At 67.4% G+C, this 15,415-nt stretch carries 18 protein-coding genes; 11 read left to right on the top strand and 7 right to left on the bottom strand.

Annotated elements, in window-relative coordinates; all coding sequences use genetic code 11:
- Window positions 1-150: 150 nt before the first annotated feature.
- A complete protein-coding gene (locus MFF22_RS19035) occupies window positions 151-1,341 on the top strand; it encodes a patatin-like phospholipase family protein (protein ID WP_238250961.1) in 1,191 nt (396 codons plus the stop codon).
- A 111-nt stretch (window positions 1,342-1,452) separates the two neighbouring features.
- Here the strand turns inward: MFF22_RS19035 and MFF22_RS19040 are convergent, their stop codons facing one another.
- Both MFF22_RS19040 and MFF22_RS19045 read right to left on the bottom strand, forming a co-directional pair.
- Window positions 1,453-1,581 carry a TFIIS helical bundle-like domain containing protein gene (locus tag MFF22_RS19040; protein ID WP_238250963.1) on the bottom strand — a complete coding sequence of 43 codons (129 nt, stop codon included), beginning with the start codon at window positions 1,579-1,581 and terminating at the stop codon, window positions 1,453-1,455.
- A 95-nt stretch (window positions 1,582-1,676) separates the two neighbouring features.
- Entirely contained in the window at window positions 1,677-2,210 is a 534-nt protein-coding gene (locus tag MFF22_RS19045) for an SRPBCC family protein (RefSeq protein ID WP_370877611.1), read from the bottom strand.
- Between the two features lie 58 nt (window positions 2,211-2,268).
- Between MFF22_RS19045 and MFF22_RS19050 the strand changes: the two genes are divergently transcribed.
- Together MFF22_RS19050 and MFF22_RS19055 are read left to right on the top strand one after the other, a co-directional pair.
- The gene (locus MFF22_RS19050; protein ID WP_238250965.1) at window positions 2,269-2,919 is read left to right on the top strand and encodes an NAD(P)H-dependent oxidoreductase; all 651 of its coding nucleotides are present in this window, start codon (window positions 2,269-2,271) and stop codon (window positions 2,917-2,919) included.
- A gap of 89 nt (window positions 2,920-3,008) precedes the next feature.
- Window positions 3,009-4,172 (top strand): lytic murein transglycosylase, encoded by a 1,164-nt coding sequence (locus tag MFF22_RS19055; protein ID WP_370877610.1) that lies wholly within the window; start codon window positions 3,009-3,011, stop codon window positions 4,170-4,172.
- 38 nt (window positions 4,173-4,210) lie between these two features.
- Here the strand turns inward: MFF22_RS19055 and MFF22_RS19060 are convergent, their stop codons facing one another.
- Together MFF22_RS19060 and MFF22_RS19065 are read right to left on the bottom strand one after the other, a co-directional pair.
- Window positions 4,211-4,882 (bottom strand): metallophosphoesterase family protein, encoded by a 672-nt coding sequence (locus tag MFF22_RS19060; protein WP_238250968.1) that lies wholly within the window; start codon window positions 4,880-4,882, stop codon window positions 4,211-4,213.
- A 116-nt stretch (window positions 4,883-4,998) separates the two neighbouring features.
- Window positions 4,999-5,550 carry a pilus assembly protein N-terminal domain-containing protein gene (locus tag MFF22_RS19065; protein WP_238250970.1) on the bottom strand — a complete coding sequence of 184 codons (552 nt, stop codon included), beginning with the start codon at window positions 5,548-5,550 and terminating at the stop codon, window positions 4,999-5,001.
- A 221-nt stretch (window positions 5,551-5,771) separates the two neighbouring features.
- On the opposite strand from MFF22_RS19065, the gene MFF22_RS19070 reads away from it, so the two are divergent.
- The 3 genes from MFF22_RS19070 (at window position 5,772) to MFF22_RS19080 (ending at window position 7,516) form a co-directional block, all read left to right on the top strand.
- Complete coding sequence (locus MFF22_RS19070) at window positions 5,772-6,002, top strand: Flp family type IVb pilin (RefSeq protein WP_370877609.1); 231 nt, start codon at window positions 5,772-5,774, stop codon at window positions 6,000-6,002.
- A 185-nt stretch (window positions 6,003-6,187) separates the two neighbouring features.
- Window positions 6,188-6,724: an A24 family peptidase gene (locus MFF22_RS19075; protein ID WP_238250972.1), complete on the top strand. Its 537-nt coding sequence runs from the start codon at window positions 6,188-6,190 to the stop codon at window positions 6,722-6,724.
- Between the two features lie 60 nt (window positions 6,725-6,784).
- On the top strand, window positions 6,785-7,516 hold the full coding sequence (locus tag MFF22_RS19080) for a M48 family metallopeptidase (RefSeq protein WP_238250974.1): 732 nt from the start codon (window positions 6,785-6,787) through the stop codon (window positions 7,514-7,516).
- Between the two features lie 3 nt (window positions 7,517-7,519).
- On the opposite strand, the gene MFF22_RS19085 is transcribed toward MFF22_RS19080, so the two are convergent.
- Window positions 7,520-7,894 (bottom strand): hypothetical protein, encoded by a 375-nt coding sequence (locus MFF22_RS19085; RefSeq protein ID WP_238250976.1) that lies wholly within the window; start codon window positions 7,892-7,894, stop codon window positions 7,520-7,522.
- Between the two features lie 251 nt (window positions 7,895-8,145).
- Here MFF22_RS19085 and MFF22_RS19090 point away from each other — a divergent pair, with 251 nt between their 5' ends.
- The 4 genes from MFF22_RS19090 (at window position 8,146) to MFF22_RS19105 (ending at window position 12,824) form a co-directional block, all read left to right on the top strand.
- Window positions 8,146-8,610 (top strand): invasion associated locus B family protein, encoded by a 465-nt coding sequence (locus MFF22_RS19090; protein ID WP_238251029.1) that lies wholly within the window; start codon window positions 8,146-8,148, stop codon window positions 8,608-8,610.
- On the top strand, window positions 8,607-9,248 hold the full coding sequence (locus MFF22_RS19095) for a hypothetical protein (protein WP_306424689.1): 642 nt from the start codon (window positions 8,607-8,609) through the stop codon (window positions 9,246-9,248). Before MFF22_RS19090 ends, MFF22_RS19095 begins: the two co-directional genes overlap by 4 nt.
- 109 nt (window positions 9,249-9,357) lie before the next feature.
- Window positions 9,358-11,250, top strand: a complete 1,893-nt coding sequence (locus MFF22_RS19100; RefSeq protein ID WP_238250985.1) for a glycosyltransferase — start codon at window positions 9,358-9,360, stop codon at window positions 11,248-11,250.
- The gene (locus tag MFF22_RS19105; RefSeq protein ID WP_238251001.1) at window positions 11,247-12,824 is read left to right on the top strand and encodes a glycosyltransferase; all 1,578 of its coding nucleotides are present in this window, start codon (window positions 11,247-11,249) and stop codon (window positions 12,822-12,824) included. The genes MFF22_RS19100 and MFF22_RS19105 overlap by 4 nt, the downstream gene beginning before the upstream one ends.
- 3 nt (window positions 12,825-12,827) lie before the next feature.
- Here the strand turns inward: MFF22_RS19105 and purC are convergent, their stop codons facing one another.
- Window positions 12,828-13,622 (bottom strand): phosphoribosylaminoimidazolesuccinocarboxamide synthase, encoded by a 795-nt coding sequence (gene purC, locus MFF22_RS19110; protein WP_238251003.1) that lies wholly within the window; start codon window positions 13,620-13,622, stop codon window positions 12,828-12,830.
- A gap of 199 nt (window positions 13,623-13,821) precedes the next feature.
- Window positions 13,822-14,556 (bottom strand): endonuclease III, encoded by a 735-nt coding sequence (nth, locus tag MFF22_RS19115; RefSeq protein WP_238251012.1) that lies wholly within the window; start codon window positions 14,554-14,556, stop codon window positions 13,822-13,824.
- Between the two features lie 20 nt (window positions 14,557-14,576).
- Here nth and MFF22_RS19120 point away from each other — a divergent pair, with 20 nt between their 5' ends.
- A complete protein-coding gene (locus MFF22_RS19120; RefSeq protein WP_238251015.1) occupies window positions 14,577-15,098 on the top strand; it encodes a DUF2244 domain-containing protein in 522 nt (173 codons plus the stop codon).
- Window positions 15,099-15,415 lie beyond the last annotated feature (317 nt).

Consider the following 15,415-nt stretch of genomic DNA (forward strand, 5'->3'; position numbering starts at 1 on the left):
AAGCGCCGGTCCTGCCACCGGACGTGTCCAGACTGCCACATTGGCGCGGTAAGGCAAACTTGGCCTTTCGCCAGGAACGCGAAACGGCCAAGCTCGTTTCATAGCAAGCTGCGCCGCCTTCTGGGCGCGCGACCTTTCAGGAAAAAGGCGATGAGTGACGTTCGGACCGGGCTGCGCGCCGCCGTGGCGTTGGGCTTGGCCATTCAGATGGCGGCCTGTGGCTCCGTCCCCCGCACCGCCTACACGGCCGAGCAGGCGGCGGCGGCGACGGTGCCCGGGATCCCCGGGGCCCGGGTTTTCGCGGACGCCTCCGTCGAGACGATTTCCGAACTGGCGGCAAATCCCCAGCGCCGGGCGAGCGGTTTCACCTACCTGGCCCTCTCGGGCGGCGGTGGCGACGGGGCCTACGGCGCGGGTGTTCTGAACGGCTGGTCGGCCTCCGGGGCGCGTCCCGAATTCACATTGGTCTCGGGCGTCTCGACGGGGGCGCTCATCGCACCGTTCGCCTTCCTTGGTCCCGCGTACGATTCCTACCTGACCGAATTTTACACGAGCGGCGTGGCCGAGACCCTGGTGGCCCAGCCCAGCCTGACCAACGTTCTGTTCGGCTCAGGGTTGTTCGGCGACGGGCGCCTGCGCGACCTGATCGGCCGCTACGTGACGAAGGACCTGCTCGACGCCATCGCCGCCGAGCATGCCAAGGGCCGCCGGCTGCTCGTCGTGACCACCAACCTCGATTCTCAGCGGGCCGTGATCTGGAACATGGGTGCCATCGCCGCCAGCGAAGCGCCGAACCGCCTCGAGCTGTTCCGGGACGTCCTGGCCGCCTCGGCCAGCATTCCCGCGGTGTTTCCGCCGCAATTCATCGACGTGAGCGCCGGGCCAACGCAGTTCCAGGAAATGCATGTCGATGGTTCGGTGGTGACCCCCGTCTTTACCCTTCCGCAGAGCCTGTTGCTCCGGGATGACAAGCTCCGGACGACGGGGAAAGGACAGATCTACGTCGTAATCAACGGGCGGCTCGAACCGGATTTTGAGGTGACGCAGGACAATACCCTGGCCATCGTCGGCCGGTCCTTCACGACGGCGAGCCGGGCCCGGTCCCGGGCGGCGCTGGCGGCTACCTATGCCCTGGCCCGGGCCAACAATATCGGCTTCAACCTGACCTACGTGGACGAAGCGGCGCCGAAGGTGCCCGCCGCGCAGGGCTTCAACACCGCCTATATGCGGGCTCTTTATCAGGACGGCTACGACAAGGGCCGCACCGGTCAGTTCTGGGAGCATACGGTTCGAGCTGCGCCCATCCTCAAGGCGCAGATCGCGGAGACCATCAAGCGCTGATCGTCAAATCACGCCTTCGCCGGCCGGGGGGAGGATGGGGATGCCGGCGCGAGGCGCCGGCATCCCCGGCTCCCTCGCGCCATCCCAAGCGGCTTGGGCGAAGCGGTCGTGTTACTTCCCGAGGATCTTGGTGACGAGGCGTCCGAGGGGGGTGGCCGAACTGGCGTTGCGGTCGTCGCGGACGACCGGACGGTCTTCGTTCCCAAGGATCTTCGTGACGAGGCGTCCGATAAGGCTCATGCGAGGGTCCTCCGGCATCCTGCGCCAAAACGGCGCAGCTTGACGATTAACGGCCGATGCCCCCGCCGTGTTCCGGGAGTGCGGCCGGAACAGGATCAGCGCGCCGCCTCCCGAGCGATGCCGGCGAGACCCCGGTCGTAGACCCCGGCGATGTCGGCCTCGGCCTCCCGATCGGAAACCCCCGCGGCATCGAATGTTCCGCTCCAGACCACCGTCGATCCCGAACCGTTCGGCCGGACGGTGATCGAGGCGTTGTAGGCCGAGACCGGCAGCGGCCCCTGGACGAAGCTGTAGCTGTAGGTCATCGCCGCGTCGTCGCGGGCCGTCTCGACCTCGACGATCGTGCCCTCACCGCCCTTCACCACCAACCCGCGTAACTGGACCCGGACGCTGTCGTCATCCTCGTCCGCCGAGAGGATGCATCGCTCGACCTGGGGGTGCCATCGGCCGATCGCGCAGAAATCGCCGACCAAGGCCCACACGGCCGCCGGGGGCGCGTCGATATCCCGGCTCCGCGTGACCTCCAGGGCCTGCGCGGGCCCGACGAGGGCCAAGCCGAAGATACCCGCGCCGAGCACCGTTCCTATCACCCGGGGCACGTGCCCCCCGCCGTCGCATTCGTCACTCAAATCTGCCATCCGGGTGGAGGATACGCCGCTCGGTTACACGTGGAGAGGCAATGCCGGTATGCGGGTTCTGATCCTGGACGGGCATCCGGATGGCGGCCGTCTGGTCTCACATCTCCTCGACCACTATGCCGACTCCCTTGGAGCCGGGCAGGTCGAGCGGGTGGCAGTACGTGATCTGGCTTTCGACCCCAACATGTCCCGCGGCTATGCGGTGGCCCGGGAATGGGAGCCGGACCTTGCCCGGCTGGCAGCCTCGCTCGATGACTGCGACCACCTCGTCGTCGCCTTTCCCTTGTGGTGGGGCGCCGAGCCGATGCAGCTGAAGGGGTTGATCGACCGTCTTCTCCTCCCGGGTTTCGCCTTCCGCTATCACCGCGACGATCCGTTCTGGGACCGTCGCCTGTCCGGGCGGTCGGCCGACGTGATCGTCACCATGGATACGCCACCCTGGTACCTGCGACTTGTCTACGGCGATCCGGTGGGGCGGCGCTGGCGGCGTCAGATTCTCGGCTTCTGTGGATTCAGGCCGGTGCGCATCCTTCGTCTCGGCCCGACGCGCCGGGGCGGTGCCGCGAGACACCTCGGCGAATGGGAAGGGCGCGTGGCCAAGCTCGCCTGCACGGCGGACCGGCTGCGGCGCAGCTACAAATGCCCGGCTCTGGCGGATCGAACGCCGCTCGCGGACGCCCTGACCGAGCGGGCCTCATGAGATCGCGCGAGGAATTCACCGTGGAAACGCCGTCGACCGATTTGGGCCGACCGAAAGCCGCTGGTCTGGTGGCAGCCTTAGCGGTAGTAATGCTGATGACAGGCCAGCCCGAAACCGCAACGGCTTCGCCTTGCATCGAAGCCATCACGGCGGACGCCGTGGCGGCAGGCGTGCCGCCAAGCCTTGCCGCAGCACAGCTCGCGCAGGTGACACCCGATCCGGGCGTTCTCGCCGCCGCGGGCAACCAAGCCGAGTTCACGCGACCGGTCTGGGCTTACCTCGATGCGGCGGTCACGCCGGAGAAGGTCGAGGAAGGCCAGCGCCAATTGCAACGCTGGGCGACGGTCCTCGACGGCATCGAGGTCCGCTACGGTGTGGACCGTTATACCTTGGTGGCGTTCTGGGGTGTCGAGTCGAGTTACGGCGCAGTCCTCAACGATCCGGCCATCGTCAGACCGGCCGTCCGATCCCTGGCTACCCTGGCCTGCGGCGATCAGGGGCGGGCGGATTATTGGAAAGCCGAACTGATCGCGGCACTGAAAATTCTCGCCGCCGGCGATGCGACACCGGAGCGGCTCACCGGCTCGTGGGCCGGCGCCCTCGGCAACACCCAATTCATGCCGAGCGTGTTCCTGGCGCGCGCTGTGGATTTCGACGGCGACGGCCGGCGGGACATCTGGGGTTCGGTCCCCGACGCCCTGGCCTCGACGGCGAACTATCTGGTGGCCGAAGGATGGCGGCGCGGTGAGCGCTGGGGTGCGGAGGCGATCCTGCCCGCGGGCTTCGACGTGTCCCTCGCGGATGAAACGACCGCACGAACCATCGCGGAGTGGCGGCGCCTCGGCCTGCGGCCCGTCCGGGAGGAGGGTTTGCCGGAAACCGCCACCGCCGTCCTGTTTCTGCCGGCGGGGATCCGCGGGCCGGCGTTTCTGCTGCTGCCGAATTTCGCGGTGATCCTTCGCTACAACACCTCGTTTTCCTACGCCCTGACGGTGGGTCACCTGTCGGATCGCCTGCGTGGCCTGCCGAGCTTCGCCCACGAATGGCCGCGGGGCGACCGGATGCTCGGGCTCGACGAACGCCGTGATATGCAGTCGTTGTTGTCGGCGAAGGGCTATGCCGTGGGCACCGTCGATGGGAAGATCGGACCGCGCACCCGTTCGGCGCTGCGCGCCTTCCAGGCCGCCGCCGGATTGCCGCCGGATGGATATGCCGATGCCCCCCTGCTCGAGACGTTGAGGTCGTCCCGCTGACGCGCTTCCCGAGACCGCGCATCGCTCGACGGGACGGATCAGCCTCTGACTTGAAGGAAGTCGATGGCGGGGCCCGCCGTGTCGGCAAAAATGCCAGCAGTCAGAGCGCCGCCGTAGACCGCAGCCGTGTCGAGGTTGGTCCTGAAATGCCGGACTTCCGGCTTGCCGCGTCGCTGCGGCGTATGCCCGTGAACCACGTGCCGGCCGAAATCATGGTCGTCTGTTAGGAAAGGCTCGCGGATCCAGAGGCGGTCGTGGTCGCTGCTCACCGAGGGCTCGGTACCCGGCGCGAAACCGGCATGGACGTACCAGCGCAACTCGTCGTCATGCAGCGTGGGGAGCGCCTCGATCCAATCGAGGGTGGTCTGCGGGAGGTCCGCGACCTCCTGGGCACCGAACGATGCGAGCGTGGCCTCGCCACCATTGGCGAGCCAGTGGAATTCGGTATCCTTCGTCTGAAGTGCGTCCAGAAGCATGCGCTCATGGTTGCCCATGAGGCAGACCACGCTGTCAGGCTCGGCCCATTGAAGGCGGCTGATCGTCCGCAGGACAGCGGCGGAATCCGGTCCACGGTCTACGTAGTCGCCGAGGAAGACGAGTTTCCGGTCCCGGCCTGCGGCGTGTCGCTCTATTCGCGCAAGGAGAGCATCGAGCAGGTCGCTGCACCCGTGAATGTCGCCAATGGCGTAGGTGACAACGGCGGATTGCATACCTCGTTGTCCACGGCGGACGAAGCGCACGCAAGGGGCCAGGGTGCAGCGGTTGACCGGCTCGCTCGTCGGCTGCCGGGGCGGAGCCCACGAGATCTACGGCGAGGGCTGTTCGACTACGGGCTTTGGCCGCCCATCCCGGCCGTGTTGCCACCGATGCTGCCGCCGGCACCCTGGCTTGACGTTCCCGTCGCGCCGCCGCTGGAGGCGAGCGCGCGGCGCTTGTCCGCCTGCCCGCTCGCCGGATCGAAGTATTTCGCGGCGTCGCCGAGCTGCGCCGAAGGCTGGCAATTGGGCGTGCAGGATAGCGATTCCCGCTCCATACCGCGCTGAACCGTAATCGTTGCCTCACGCGAGGCTTCGACGCGGATCATCGTCTCGGCGATGAGTGTGCCGGCGCTGTCGAGGGCGATGAGATTCGTCGAGCCGAAGCTCTTGCCGGTCAGGATCAGCACCCCGTTCTTCTGTGGGGTCACCTCGGCGATGAAGGGATTGCCGACCACGACAGTTTGCGTCTTTTCCGGAAGGCGGATGACCTTCGCGTTATCCACAATCACGGTGACGATCGGCAGGGTCTCGGGCGGCGCAGCGACGGCCGCAGCAGCCAGCAGGCAGAGGCCGACGATGGCAACCCCAAGGGGTCCTGCCGTCTGGAGGGTGCGACGCATCTAACATAGGCCCATAGGAGGCGCGCGGCGCTGCCGTGCCCGTCCATCAAGCATTAAATTGGTAAATCAAACACTAAAGAGATATCGCGAATGTTGGCATCGATCGTATTGATTTGACGGAGTTTTCAGTCAATTTTTATTTACCAATCTCCGATTGTAGCTCATAGCATTGTCTTTCCGCTCTGAGCTTAACTCGTTTTTAAGAGGGATTTCGCAGTGTGTTGCAGCCGCCGATCGTGGCGCAACACTTCGTCGGTCACCTCGCGACATCGAACCAGGATTTTCCCATGAAGAGCATCATGAAGCGCTTCGCCGGCGACGAATCCGGCGCCACTGCCATCGAATACGGCATGATCGCCGCCCTCATCGCAGTTGTCATCATCGGCACGCTGAAGGTCATCGGCACCCAGCTGAACGCCAAGTTCAGCTCCATCTCCGCCCAGCTGAACTGACCGGGGGCGTTCGCGCCCTCCCGTTCCGCGCCACGGCGAGTTCCCGTCACGTTCCTTGCGGAGCGGGGCGGAAATTCGCCGTGTCGGATCATGTTCCCACCGGCTCGCTCCACCGGATAGCCGCCCTGCGGATGAGTGTTCGCGGCCGGCGAGACTGAGGGACGGCCAGACGATCCTGACGAGGCATGTCGGCACTCATGATGAGCGGAACCCTCGTCGCCGAATTCGGCCTGCTGATCCTGTTCCCGTTCCTGATGGCCTATGCGGCTGCCAGCGATCTTCTGACGATGCTGATCCCCAACCGGATCTCCCTCGGCCTCGTGCTTGGATTCGCCCTCCTGGCGGCGACCGGATTGATGAGCTGGGAAGACATTGGCCTTCACGTCGGTGCGGCGGCGCTCGTCCTCACGGTGACGTTCACGCTGTTCGCCTTCAACGTCATCGGCGGCGGGGATGCCAAGCTCGCGGCGGCGACTGCCCTATGGCTCGGATTCGACGGATTGCTGGACTACCTGCTGGCCGCGTCCGTCCTCGGGGGCATCCTGACCCTCGCCCTCCTGGCGGCCCGGTCGCACCCCCTACCGAACCCCCTCGTGCGTCTGCCCTTCGCCCTGCGACTGCACGATGCCAAGACGGGCATTCCCTACGGCATTGCCCTTTCGGCCGCGGCGCTCCTCGTGCTGCCCGAGACGGCCATGTGGGCGGTCGTGACCGGCGTCTGACACCGCCCCACCGAAACGAAGGATCTGGAGCCTGCGCGGCGGTGGCGTTAAAAGGGCGTCATGCCCCTCGCGTTCCTGCGACGACCCGATCCTGACCATCTCGAGGTCCATCATGAGGGCGCGCTCCTGCGAATCGCGCTGCGCCGGCGGGATACCGCCCGGCGGATGACCCTTCGGGTGTCGGCGGCGACGGGAGAGGCGGTGATCACCCTGCCGCCACGACTCGCCCTGAGCACGGCCCAGCGCTTCGCCGCGAGCCACGCCGGCTGGATCGCCGGTCGGCTCGCCCGCGTGCCTGAGCGCATCCCCTTCGAGCCCGGTGCGGAGATTCCCATCCGCGGCGAGAACCACCGGCTGGTCCTGCGGGAAGGCCGAGGCGGCGTTCGACTGGAGGTGGATGACGGTCGCCCCGTGCTCTCCGCAGCCTGCAACGAGGCACATTTCCCGCGGCGGGTGCGCGAGGCGCTGATGCGGGCGGCGCGGGACGATATCGGCGAGGCCGTGGAACGGCATGCTGCGACGCTCGGCCAACGCCCGCTGCGGATCACCCTGCGTGACACGCGCAGCCGCTGGGGTTCCTGCACCGCGCGGGGGGAGCTCAACTTCTCCTGGCGGCTGATCCTCGCGCCGCCGATGGTGCTGGACTACCTCGTGGCCCACGAGATGGCGCACCTGCGCGAGATGAACCATTCGCCCCGCTTCTGGGCCGTCGCCCGCAGTCTCTGCGGCCACGTGGACGCGGCCGAGGCGTGGTTGAAGCGGAACGGGACGGCCCTGCACCGCTTCGGGTGATCCTCAGCCCTTCACGCGGAGGACCCGGCGAGCCGTCACGGTCTCCGCCGGCCACGTCGGCCGCGGGTTCACCTCGCCAGGGTCGAGGGTCCGGGGTGCGACGCTATCGCAGATCTCCCGCTGGCGCAGGATCACCGGGTTCCCGAACTGGTCCTGCCGGCGGATGATGCCGCCGTCCCGGCAGAAGCCAGCGATGGCCGCCGAACCGCCCCGACGGCCATAGGGGTTCACGGCGACGGGTGGATGCTCGATCTCGAGCGTGTCCGACCGGTTGAGGGAGTGCTCGACATAGGTCGTCTCACCCACCGGAAGGCCCTGGGCCCCCGCCTGGATGAATGTGCCGACAAGGCAGACGGCCGAGAGAATGGGAAGACGCATGGCTTTTCGTTCCGGAAGGGCGGGGCGGGCGACGTGATGACAATCTAGGCTATAAAGTGGCCGCCGGGTAGCGCTCTGCGTTTGTGAGATGTCGGTCCCTCGCTTGACAGCCGAGGCCCCCGCATGGTCGGAACACCCTCGTTTCCCGGGCCGCCGTCAGGGCGCGGCTCATCCGACAGGGTCAGACGGTGCCGTTCCTCGCGAGGCTCGATCGTTTCCGGCAGGCAGCTGCGCTGTCCGGTCTCTTCATCATGATGGCGGTTCTGTCTTGCGGGCCGGCGGCCGCGCAGGGGACCGTTCGCAAGACCTTCGATGACTGGCAATTGCGTTGCGAAACGCCCGCCGGCGCCAAGGCCGAGCAATGCGCTTTGGTGCAATACCTCGCCGCCGAGGACAGGCCGAACCTGACACTGGTCGTGATCGTCCTGAAGACGGCCGACAACCGTGGCTATCTCCTGCGGGTGGTCGCGCCGCTCGGGGTACTGTTGCCCTCGGGCCTCGGCCTCAAGATCGATCAGACGGATATCGGCCGCGCCGGCTTCGTTCGATGCCTCACCACCGGGTGCGTGGCGGAGGTCGTCATGGATGGCGGCCTGATCCAACAGTTCAAGAACGGCTCCAAGGCGACCTTCATCGTCTTCCAGACCCCCGAGGAAGGCGTCGGCATTCCCCTGTCGATGAAGGGTTTCGCCGCGGGCTTCGACAGCCTCAAGTGAACCTGCCTCTGCGGATGCTCGTCATGGTCGGTAAGCGGTTCTGCCTTCTCGGTGTCGTCCTAGCGGCTACGCTCGCCCCGTGGCCAGCCGGGGCGGAGGAGGGCAACGTCTTCTCGAACCTGTTCAAGTACGGCGGGACGACGGTGCCTCCCTCCCAGCCGAAGGAGGTGGAGGCCGCCTATTGTCCGACCGTCGATGTCGCCGAGGGGGGGGCAGCCCTGCGTACGGTTGCCGGCGACAACGTGCGGACGCAGATCAGCCTCGGTCGGATCGCCCGGGAATGCGCCCGCCAGCCGGATGGCTCGGTGCGGGTCAAGGTCGGCGTGGAGGCGCGGGTGCTGCTCGGGCCTGCCGGCGCACCGGGCCGGTTCGACGTCCCAGTGACGTTCGCCATCAAGCACAACGATAAGGTCGTCACCAGCCGTATGGCGCGGACGAATGCCGAGATCGGCCGGGGCGAAGCACAGGGCTTTGCGCAGATCGTGGTGGATGATCTCGTGGTGCCGGCGGACATGGCTGCCGATTACGACATCGAGGTCAGCCTCGGCGCAGGGAAGGCGTCGCCCGGCAAGGCCAAGCCCCGTCATCGCAAGCCGGCGGCTGCCGTATCGGCTGGCGGAGGCGACGCTGCCCAGTGATCCCGCTGCGCCGTCAGGTGACCGGCGGGCGGGGTGGATTGGGGGCCGTCTAGGCCGGGGCGTCCCGTTCCGTCTCGAACCGACGGGGGATCCGGTCTTCGACACGCGCTTGGTTCTGCCGGGCTCGCCGGGCGGATGGATCGTCCTGAGCTATACGGGCGACGCCCTCGCGCCGCCTCAGCGCCCGGTTCTTCGCATCCTTCGGTCCGTGGGCGACACCCAGATCGCCGTGCTGCCGGGGCCAGCCTTCGGGCGAGGCCGCTGGATCGGCCTCATTCCCGCCGACGCGACGGAGCTCCAGCTTTCCCTGGGCGCCGGGACGGTCCTCGACCGTGTCGCCCGGCGCAGCGAGGCGGGGATTTTCCTCGAATGCGTGCGTCGTCGTCCGGGGAACGCGGCCGCAGCCGTCGTCGCCCGGGCGAAGGGACAGGCCCGCCGTGTCCGCGACACGCTGCGCGGAGGCGTCGCCGTCACGCGGCTGAAATCTTTTGCTGGTTGGGCCGCCGAACGGCGCGTGCCCTTCACAGGCCCCGTGCCAAGCCTCGCCATCCGATGCGTCATCCTGGCAGAGCGCGGGGAGGGCAGGGGGGTTCAGCGGACGCTGGCGAACCTCGGTCGCCAGTCCCATACGCCGGCCGAGACGGTGGTTCTGTGGGACGAGCCCCCGACGGAAACGTCTGGCGCGGCCTGGGATCCCGACCTCACGGCGTCAGACCTGCTCGCCGGGGCCGATGCTCTTTGCCTTCTGGAAGCGGGCGACGAGCTCGCACCCGATGGCCTCGCCCTCCTGGCGGCGAGCCTCGGCAATAACGACCTGGCCTACGCAGACGAGATCGCGCCCGATGGGTCGCCCCGGCTCAAGCCCGATTGGAGTCCTGATCTTGCCCTCGCGACCGGATATCTGGGCCGCGCTGTCCTGCTATCGCGAAAACTCGTCGCGCGCCTTCCGGCCCTGCCGATCGGCCCCTTCGCCAATGCTGTGGCGAGTGTAGGGATCGCAGCTGCCACCGCGTGCCGTCATGCGAACCATTGCCCGCGGCCCGTGGCACGGATGTCGCCGGTCCGGGACGGAGACGACCGCGCGCCCTTGCTGAATCGCTGGCTGACGGCCACGAATGCGTCCGCCCGGGCACGCTTCCAGAGTGGTGCGACGGATCTCGTCTGGCCCCTGCCGGAACCTCCGCCCTTGCTCAGCGTGGTGATCCCGTCGCGCGACCGGCCCGACCTGATCGTTCCAGCCTGCCGCGCGGTCCTCGACGGCACCGATTATCCCGTCATCGAGCTGATCGTCGTCGACAACGGCTCGACCGATCCGGCCGTCCTTTCGTTCTACTACGAACTCACCCGCGACGCCCGTGTCCGGATCATGAGCTTCCCCCACCCCTTCAACTTCTCCGCGATGGTCAATGCGGGGGTCGCAGCGTCGTCGGGTCAGGTTGTGGTGCTGCTGAATAACGATGTCGGCCTGCGCCACCCGGGCTGGGCCGGTGAGCTGGTCCGTCAGGCTTTGCGGCCTGACGTCGGCGCCGTGGGCGCCAAACTGCTCTTCGGCGACGGCAAGCTGCAACATGCGGGTGTCGTCGTCGGCCTCGCCGGGCGGGCGGGCCACATCCTGCGCCGCCGCCCCGCAGACACGCCCGGACATCTCGGCCGCCTCCGCGTCGCGCATGAGGTCTCAGCGGTCACGGCCGCCTGCCTCGCCGTGGCGCGCCATAAGTTCGAGGCCGTAGGTGGGTTCGATGAAGACGCGTTCCCGGTCGATTTCAACGACGTGGACTTCTGCCTCCGTCTCGCGGCCCGCGACTGGAAATGCGTCTGGACGCCTGCCGCCGAACTCTATCACTTTGAATCGATTAGCCGCGGGCCTTCAACCGGCGCGAAACGCGAGCGCTTCGAGCGGGAGGCCGCCCGTTTCACGGAAAGGTGGCTGTCGGTGATCCGGCACGATCCGTTCTATCATCCGGCCCTCTCCCTCACGACCTTCGGCGAGGATCTGGAATGAGTGGGCTCAGGCCCCCGGATCACGGAACCGGCGCGTATCTCGGTGAGAAACGAAGTGCGCGCCGGGCCCTTCGCGCCCTGGTCGACGCCGTGCTCCACGAGCCCCGGGCGGCGTGGGGGGTGGTGACGGCCCTGGCCACCGGCAAGCGGTTGCGGGCCCGCCAGCGACTGGCGGCGCTCGCAGGCATCGATCATCGCCTGTCCCTTCCGTCCAGGGCCATGACGCGGCCCGTCGAGGATCGGCCGTCCTCCTCCGCCGGCTTCACGGTGATCGGCGCGGGCGAGCTTCTCGCCGGCGCGACCGACCGGATCGAACGGACATTCGCAGCCGAGCCGACGCTCGTGGCGCTGTACGGCGACGGTCTGGCGCAGCACGAACCGAATGGCCCCGCCTTCCCGATCCTGCCGCCGGCCTTCGATCCGGATCTTCTGATGGCCGTCGAGTATCTCGGCCTGCTCGCCTACCGGGCCAACACGCTGCAGGGCCCCGCCCCGGCGAGCGCGACCGAGGCTGCCCTGCGCATCGCCGAGACGCATGGCGCCGGGGCCATCGGCCACCTGCCCGGTCTTCTCTATCTCCAGCGTCCCGGCACCAACCCAGCGATCGGCCGCGCGGAAGCCGTGCGCGGGCACCTCGATCGGACCGGACGCGAAGCGTCAACGGTGATGGCCGAACCCGGGGGCCTGATCCGGGTCACCCATTCCCTGCCGGAGACGCCCCTCGTCAGCATCATCGTCCCGACCCGCGACCGGCTCGATCTGCTGCGTCCCTGCCTTGATTCGCTGCGCACCCGGACGGCATGGCCCGCGCTGGAAATCATCGTCTGTGACAACGGCAGCCGGGATTCGGAGACCCTCGCGTACCTGCAAGCCTTCGCGGGGGAGGGGAGAGGGCTCGTGGTGCCTTACCCAGGGCCCTTCAACTTCGCGGCCATGAACAACGCCGCGGCGGCCCGGGCCCGTGGCCAGCTGCTCGTGTTCCTCAACAACGACGTCGAAGCCTTCCGGCCGGATTGGCTCATCGCCATGGCCCGCCACGCCCTGCGGCCGGACATCGGGGCCGTTGGCGCGAAGCTTATCGACGGGGCGGGCCGGATCCAGCACGGGGGAATCGTGCTCGGGACGGGTGGCCTCGTGACCCACGCCCACCGGCATTTCCCGGGCGATGCTAAGGGGTACCTCTCCACACTTCGCGCCGCGCACAGGGTCTCGGCCGTCACCGCAGCCTGCCTGATGGTGGACGCCGCCAAGTTCCGTGCGGTCGGCGGCTTCGATGCAGAGCGTTTCGCGGTCGATTTCAACGACGTCGACCTGTGCCTGCGCCTCAACGAAGCCGGCTTCCACACGCTCTTTGCGCCGGAGGCGGTGCTCATCCATCGCGAGGCGGCGAGCCGCCGCTGGACCGACGAAGCCCGCGCCCGGCACGGGCGCGAAATCGTGGACCTCTCAAAGAGATGGGGGCCGCTGCTGGTGCAGGACCCCCATTACAATCGAGGCTTCGGCCCCGACCTCTCGACCCACGCCAGGTTGGCGCGTAATTTTCCGGCGACCGGCCCGCTCCGCCGGCCGGCCTGACCATCACTGCACGAGGCGCGGACCGCCCATCTGGACCTTCTCGTTCTCGGCCATGATGCCGAGTCGCTTGGCGACTTCGGTATAGGCCTCGATCAGGCCGCCGAGATCCTTACGGAAGCGGTCCTTGTCCAGCTTGTCGGACGATTTGATGTCCCACAGCCGGCACGAGTCGGGGGAGATCTCGTCCGCCACGACGATGCGCATCATGTCGCCTTCCCACAGGCGGCCGGTCTCCATCTTGAAGTCTACCAGCCGGATGCCGACGCCCAGGAAGAGGCCGGACAGGAAGTCGTTGACGCGGATCGCCAGCGCCATGATGTCGTCGATCTCCTGGGGCGTCGCCCAGCCGAACGCGGTGATATGCTCTTCGGACACCATCGGGTCGTTGAGCTGGTCGTTCTTGTAATAGAACTCGATGATCGAGCGCGGCAACTGCGTGCCTTCCTCCAGCCCGAGCCGGGTGGCCAGGGAGCCTGCCGCCACGTTGCGCACGACGATCTCCAGGGGGATGATCTCCACTTCCCGAATCAGCTGCTCGCGCATGTTCAGCCGCCGGATGAAGTGGGTGGGCACCCCGATGTCGTTGAGGTTCTGGAAGACGAACTCCGAGATCCGGTTGTTCAGCACGCCCTTGCCATCGATGACCTCGTGCTTCTTGGCGTTGAACGCGGTCGCGTCATCCTTGAAGTGCTGGATGAGGGTGCCCGGCTCCGGCCCCTCGTAGAGGACCTTCGCCTTGCCCTCGTAGATGCGACGGCGGCGGTTCATGGGCGTGTACCGTGGTTTGAGGAAGTCCATGGGCCGGGGCTCCTGGGTAGCGCGACGAGTGAAGCGGGATCCGCGGCGTGGCGACCGGACGCGTGGTCGGGCGGCCGGACGGCCCCTCGCGAAGGACCCGGCGGCCGCATCGCAAACTACCCGAAGCGGACTGGCAGCACAACGCGTTAGCCCCCACCCGCGGATGCGCAGGCGGGTCGCGGGGTAGGGTCCCGGGTGCTCAGACCGTCTTGGCCGGGTAGCGGCAGAGGTCGCTGATCCGGCAGGACGGGCAATCCGGCTTGCGCGCCTTGCACACGTACCGGCCATGCAAAATCAGCCAGTGATGGGCATGGAGCAGATACGAAGCCGGCACGCGCGCCTCGAGCGTGGTCTGTACTTTGTCCGTGGTGGCGGCGACGGCAAGGGGGATCCGGTTCGCCACGCGGAAGATATGGGTGTCCACGGCGATCCGCGGGACGCCGAAAGCCACGTTCAGCACCACGCTCGCCGTCTTGGCGCCGACACCGGGCAGCACCTGCAATGCGTCGAGGGTCGCCGGAACCTCGCCGCTATGCTCCTCGATGAGGATGCGCGACAGGGCGATCACGTTCTTGGCCTTGGTGTTGAACAGGCCGATGGTGCGGATGAAGTGCCGCACCCGGTCTTCGCCGAGGGCCAGCATCTTCTCCGGCGAATCGGCCACCTTGAAGAGCGGACCCGTGGCGAGGTTCACCCCACGGTCGGTCGCCTGCGCGGAGAGGACGACGGCGACAAGCAGCGTGTAGGTATTCGTATAGCGGAGATCGCTGACCGGGGCGGGATTCGCCGCCTGAAACCGCCGGAAGATCTCCTCGACGGCGGCGTCTCCCACGGGGTCTGGTGCTGGCTCGGCCGATGCATCCAGGGCCACAGCGGCGAGTCGCGGGGCGAGCCGGCCGCTGACGGCGGCGGCGGACGGCTTTCTAGTCGGCATTGGCGCGTTATATCTGTGCCATGGCGAGCGGCAATCCTTCAGTTCACCCGGACGGGCTCGATCCGGACAGCTTCGACCGACCGGTCTTCGCGGCGACGATCCGTCCGCATCAATCCCTGACGCGGACAGGCTTCCGGGCGGTCATGGGCGGCCTTTGCCTCGTGTCGACGGCCGTCTCCGTCTGGGCTTGGCGCATGGGGTTCTGGCCCATCGCGGGCTTCTTCGGCCTCGACATGCTGGGGATCTATCTTGCCCTGAAGGTGAGCTTTCGGAGGGGAGGCTCCTTCGAAGAGGTCATGATCTCCCAGATCGAGATTCTCCTCGCTCGTGTGAGCCACCGTGGGGAACGCCGGGAGTGGCGCTTCAATCCGCTCTGGACCAAGCTCACCTCCGTCGACGACGAGGAGTTCGGCCTGTTGCGCCTGACGCTCGTGTCGCGGCGGCAGGAAGTCGTGGTGGCGCGGGACGCGGGCCCTGAGGAAAGGGCGCGCGTTGCCGACGGTCTCAGCAGGGCACTCGCCGACATCAAGAAGGGGCGCTGAATGGCCTGACGGCGCGTCACGCGGCCGTCACGGGCTTCTGACAGAAAAAACGACAGGCTTGGAAAAAGGCGGTTGACGCCGTCCGGGCCGATCCGTATACCCCTGTTCATCGGCGCCGGCCGCGGAAGCGAACCGGACGCTGCACTGTCTGTCTCTGGTGCTGTTGTGGCGCTGAAGCGGACGACCTTACCGACAATCGAGCGATGCGTGCCGGGCGGTGGTTGAAGCCTGGGGTGGATCGGTTCGTGAGTTTCGTAGGGTGGTGGGTTTCTGCCCTTGGGGCGGGTGATCCTGGCTCTTTGACATTGTGATTTGAG

It is taken from the genome of Methylobacterium persicinum (genome assembly GCF_022179525.1).
GTDB classification, from domain to species: domain Bacteria; phylum Pseudomonadota; class Alphaproteobacteria; order Rhizobiales; family Beijerinckiaceae; genus Methylobacterium; species Methylobacterium persicinum.

Coding starts and splice junctions, on each gene's coding strand:
- MFF22_RS19035 (WP_238250961.1), top strand. CDS start 151: ATGAGTGACGTTCGGACCGGGCTGCGCGCCGCCGTGGCGTTGGGCTTG.
- MFF22_RS19080 (WP_238250974.1), top strand. CDS start 6,785: ATGCCCCTCGCGTTCCTGCGACGACCCGATCCTGACCATCTCGAGGTC.
- MFF22_RS19050 (WP_238250965.1), top strand. CDS start 2,269: ATGCGGGTTCTGATCCTGGACGGGCATCCGGATGGCGGCCGTCTGGTC.
- MFF22_RS19085 (WP_238250976.1), bottom strand. CDS start 7,894: ATGCGTCTTCCCATTCTCTCGGCCGTCTGCCTTGTCGGCACATTCATC.
- MFF22_RS19060 (WP_238250968.1), bottom strand. CDS start 4,882: ATGCAATCCGCCGTTGTCACCTACGCCATTGGCGACATTCACGGGTGC.
- MFF22_RS19055 (WP_370877610.1), top strand. CDS start 3,009: ATGCTGATGACAGGCCAGCCCGAAACCGCAACGGCTTCGCCTTGCATC.
- MFF22_RS19120 (WP_238251015.1), top strand. CDS start 14,577: ATGGCGAGCGGCAATCCTTCAGTTCACCCGGACGGGCTCGATCCGGAC.
- MFF22_RS19040 (WP_238250963.1), bottom strand. CDS start 1,581: ATGAGCCTTATCGGACGCCTCGTCACGAAGATCCTTGGGAACGAAGAC.
- purC (WP_238251003.1), bottom strand. CDS start 13,622: ATGGACTTCCTCAAACCACGGTACACGCCCATGAACCGCCGCCGTCGC.
- nth (WP_238251012.1), bottom strand. CDS start 14,556: ATGCCGACTAGAAAGCCGTCCGCCGCCGCCGTCAGCGGCCGGCTCGCC.
- MFF22_RS19075 (WP_238250972.1), top strand. CDS start 6,188: ATGTCGGCACTCATGATGAGCGGAACCCTCGTCGCCGAATTCGGCCTG.
- MFF22_RS19090 (WP_238251029.1), top strand. CDS start 8,146: ATGATGGCGGTTCTGTCTTGCGGGCCGGCGGCCGCGCAGGGGACCGTT.
- MFF22_RS19065 (WP_238250970.1), bottom strand. CDS start 5,550: ATGCGTCGCACCCTCCAGACGGCAGGACCCCTTGGGGTTGCCATCGTC.
- MFF22_RS19105 (WP_238251001.1), top strand. CDS start 11,247: ATGAGTGGGCTCAGGCCCCCGGATCACGGAACCGGCGCGTATCTCGGT.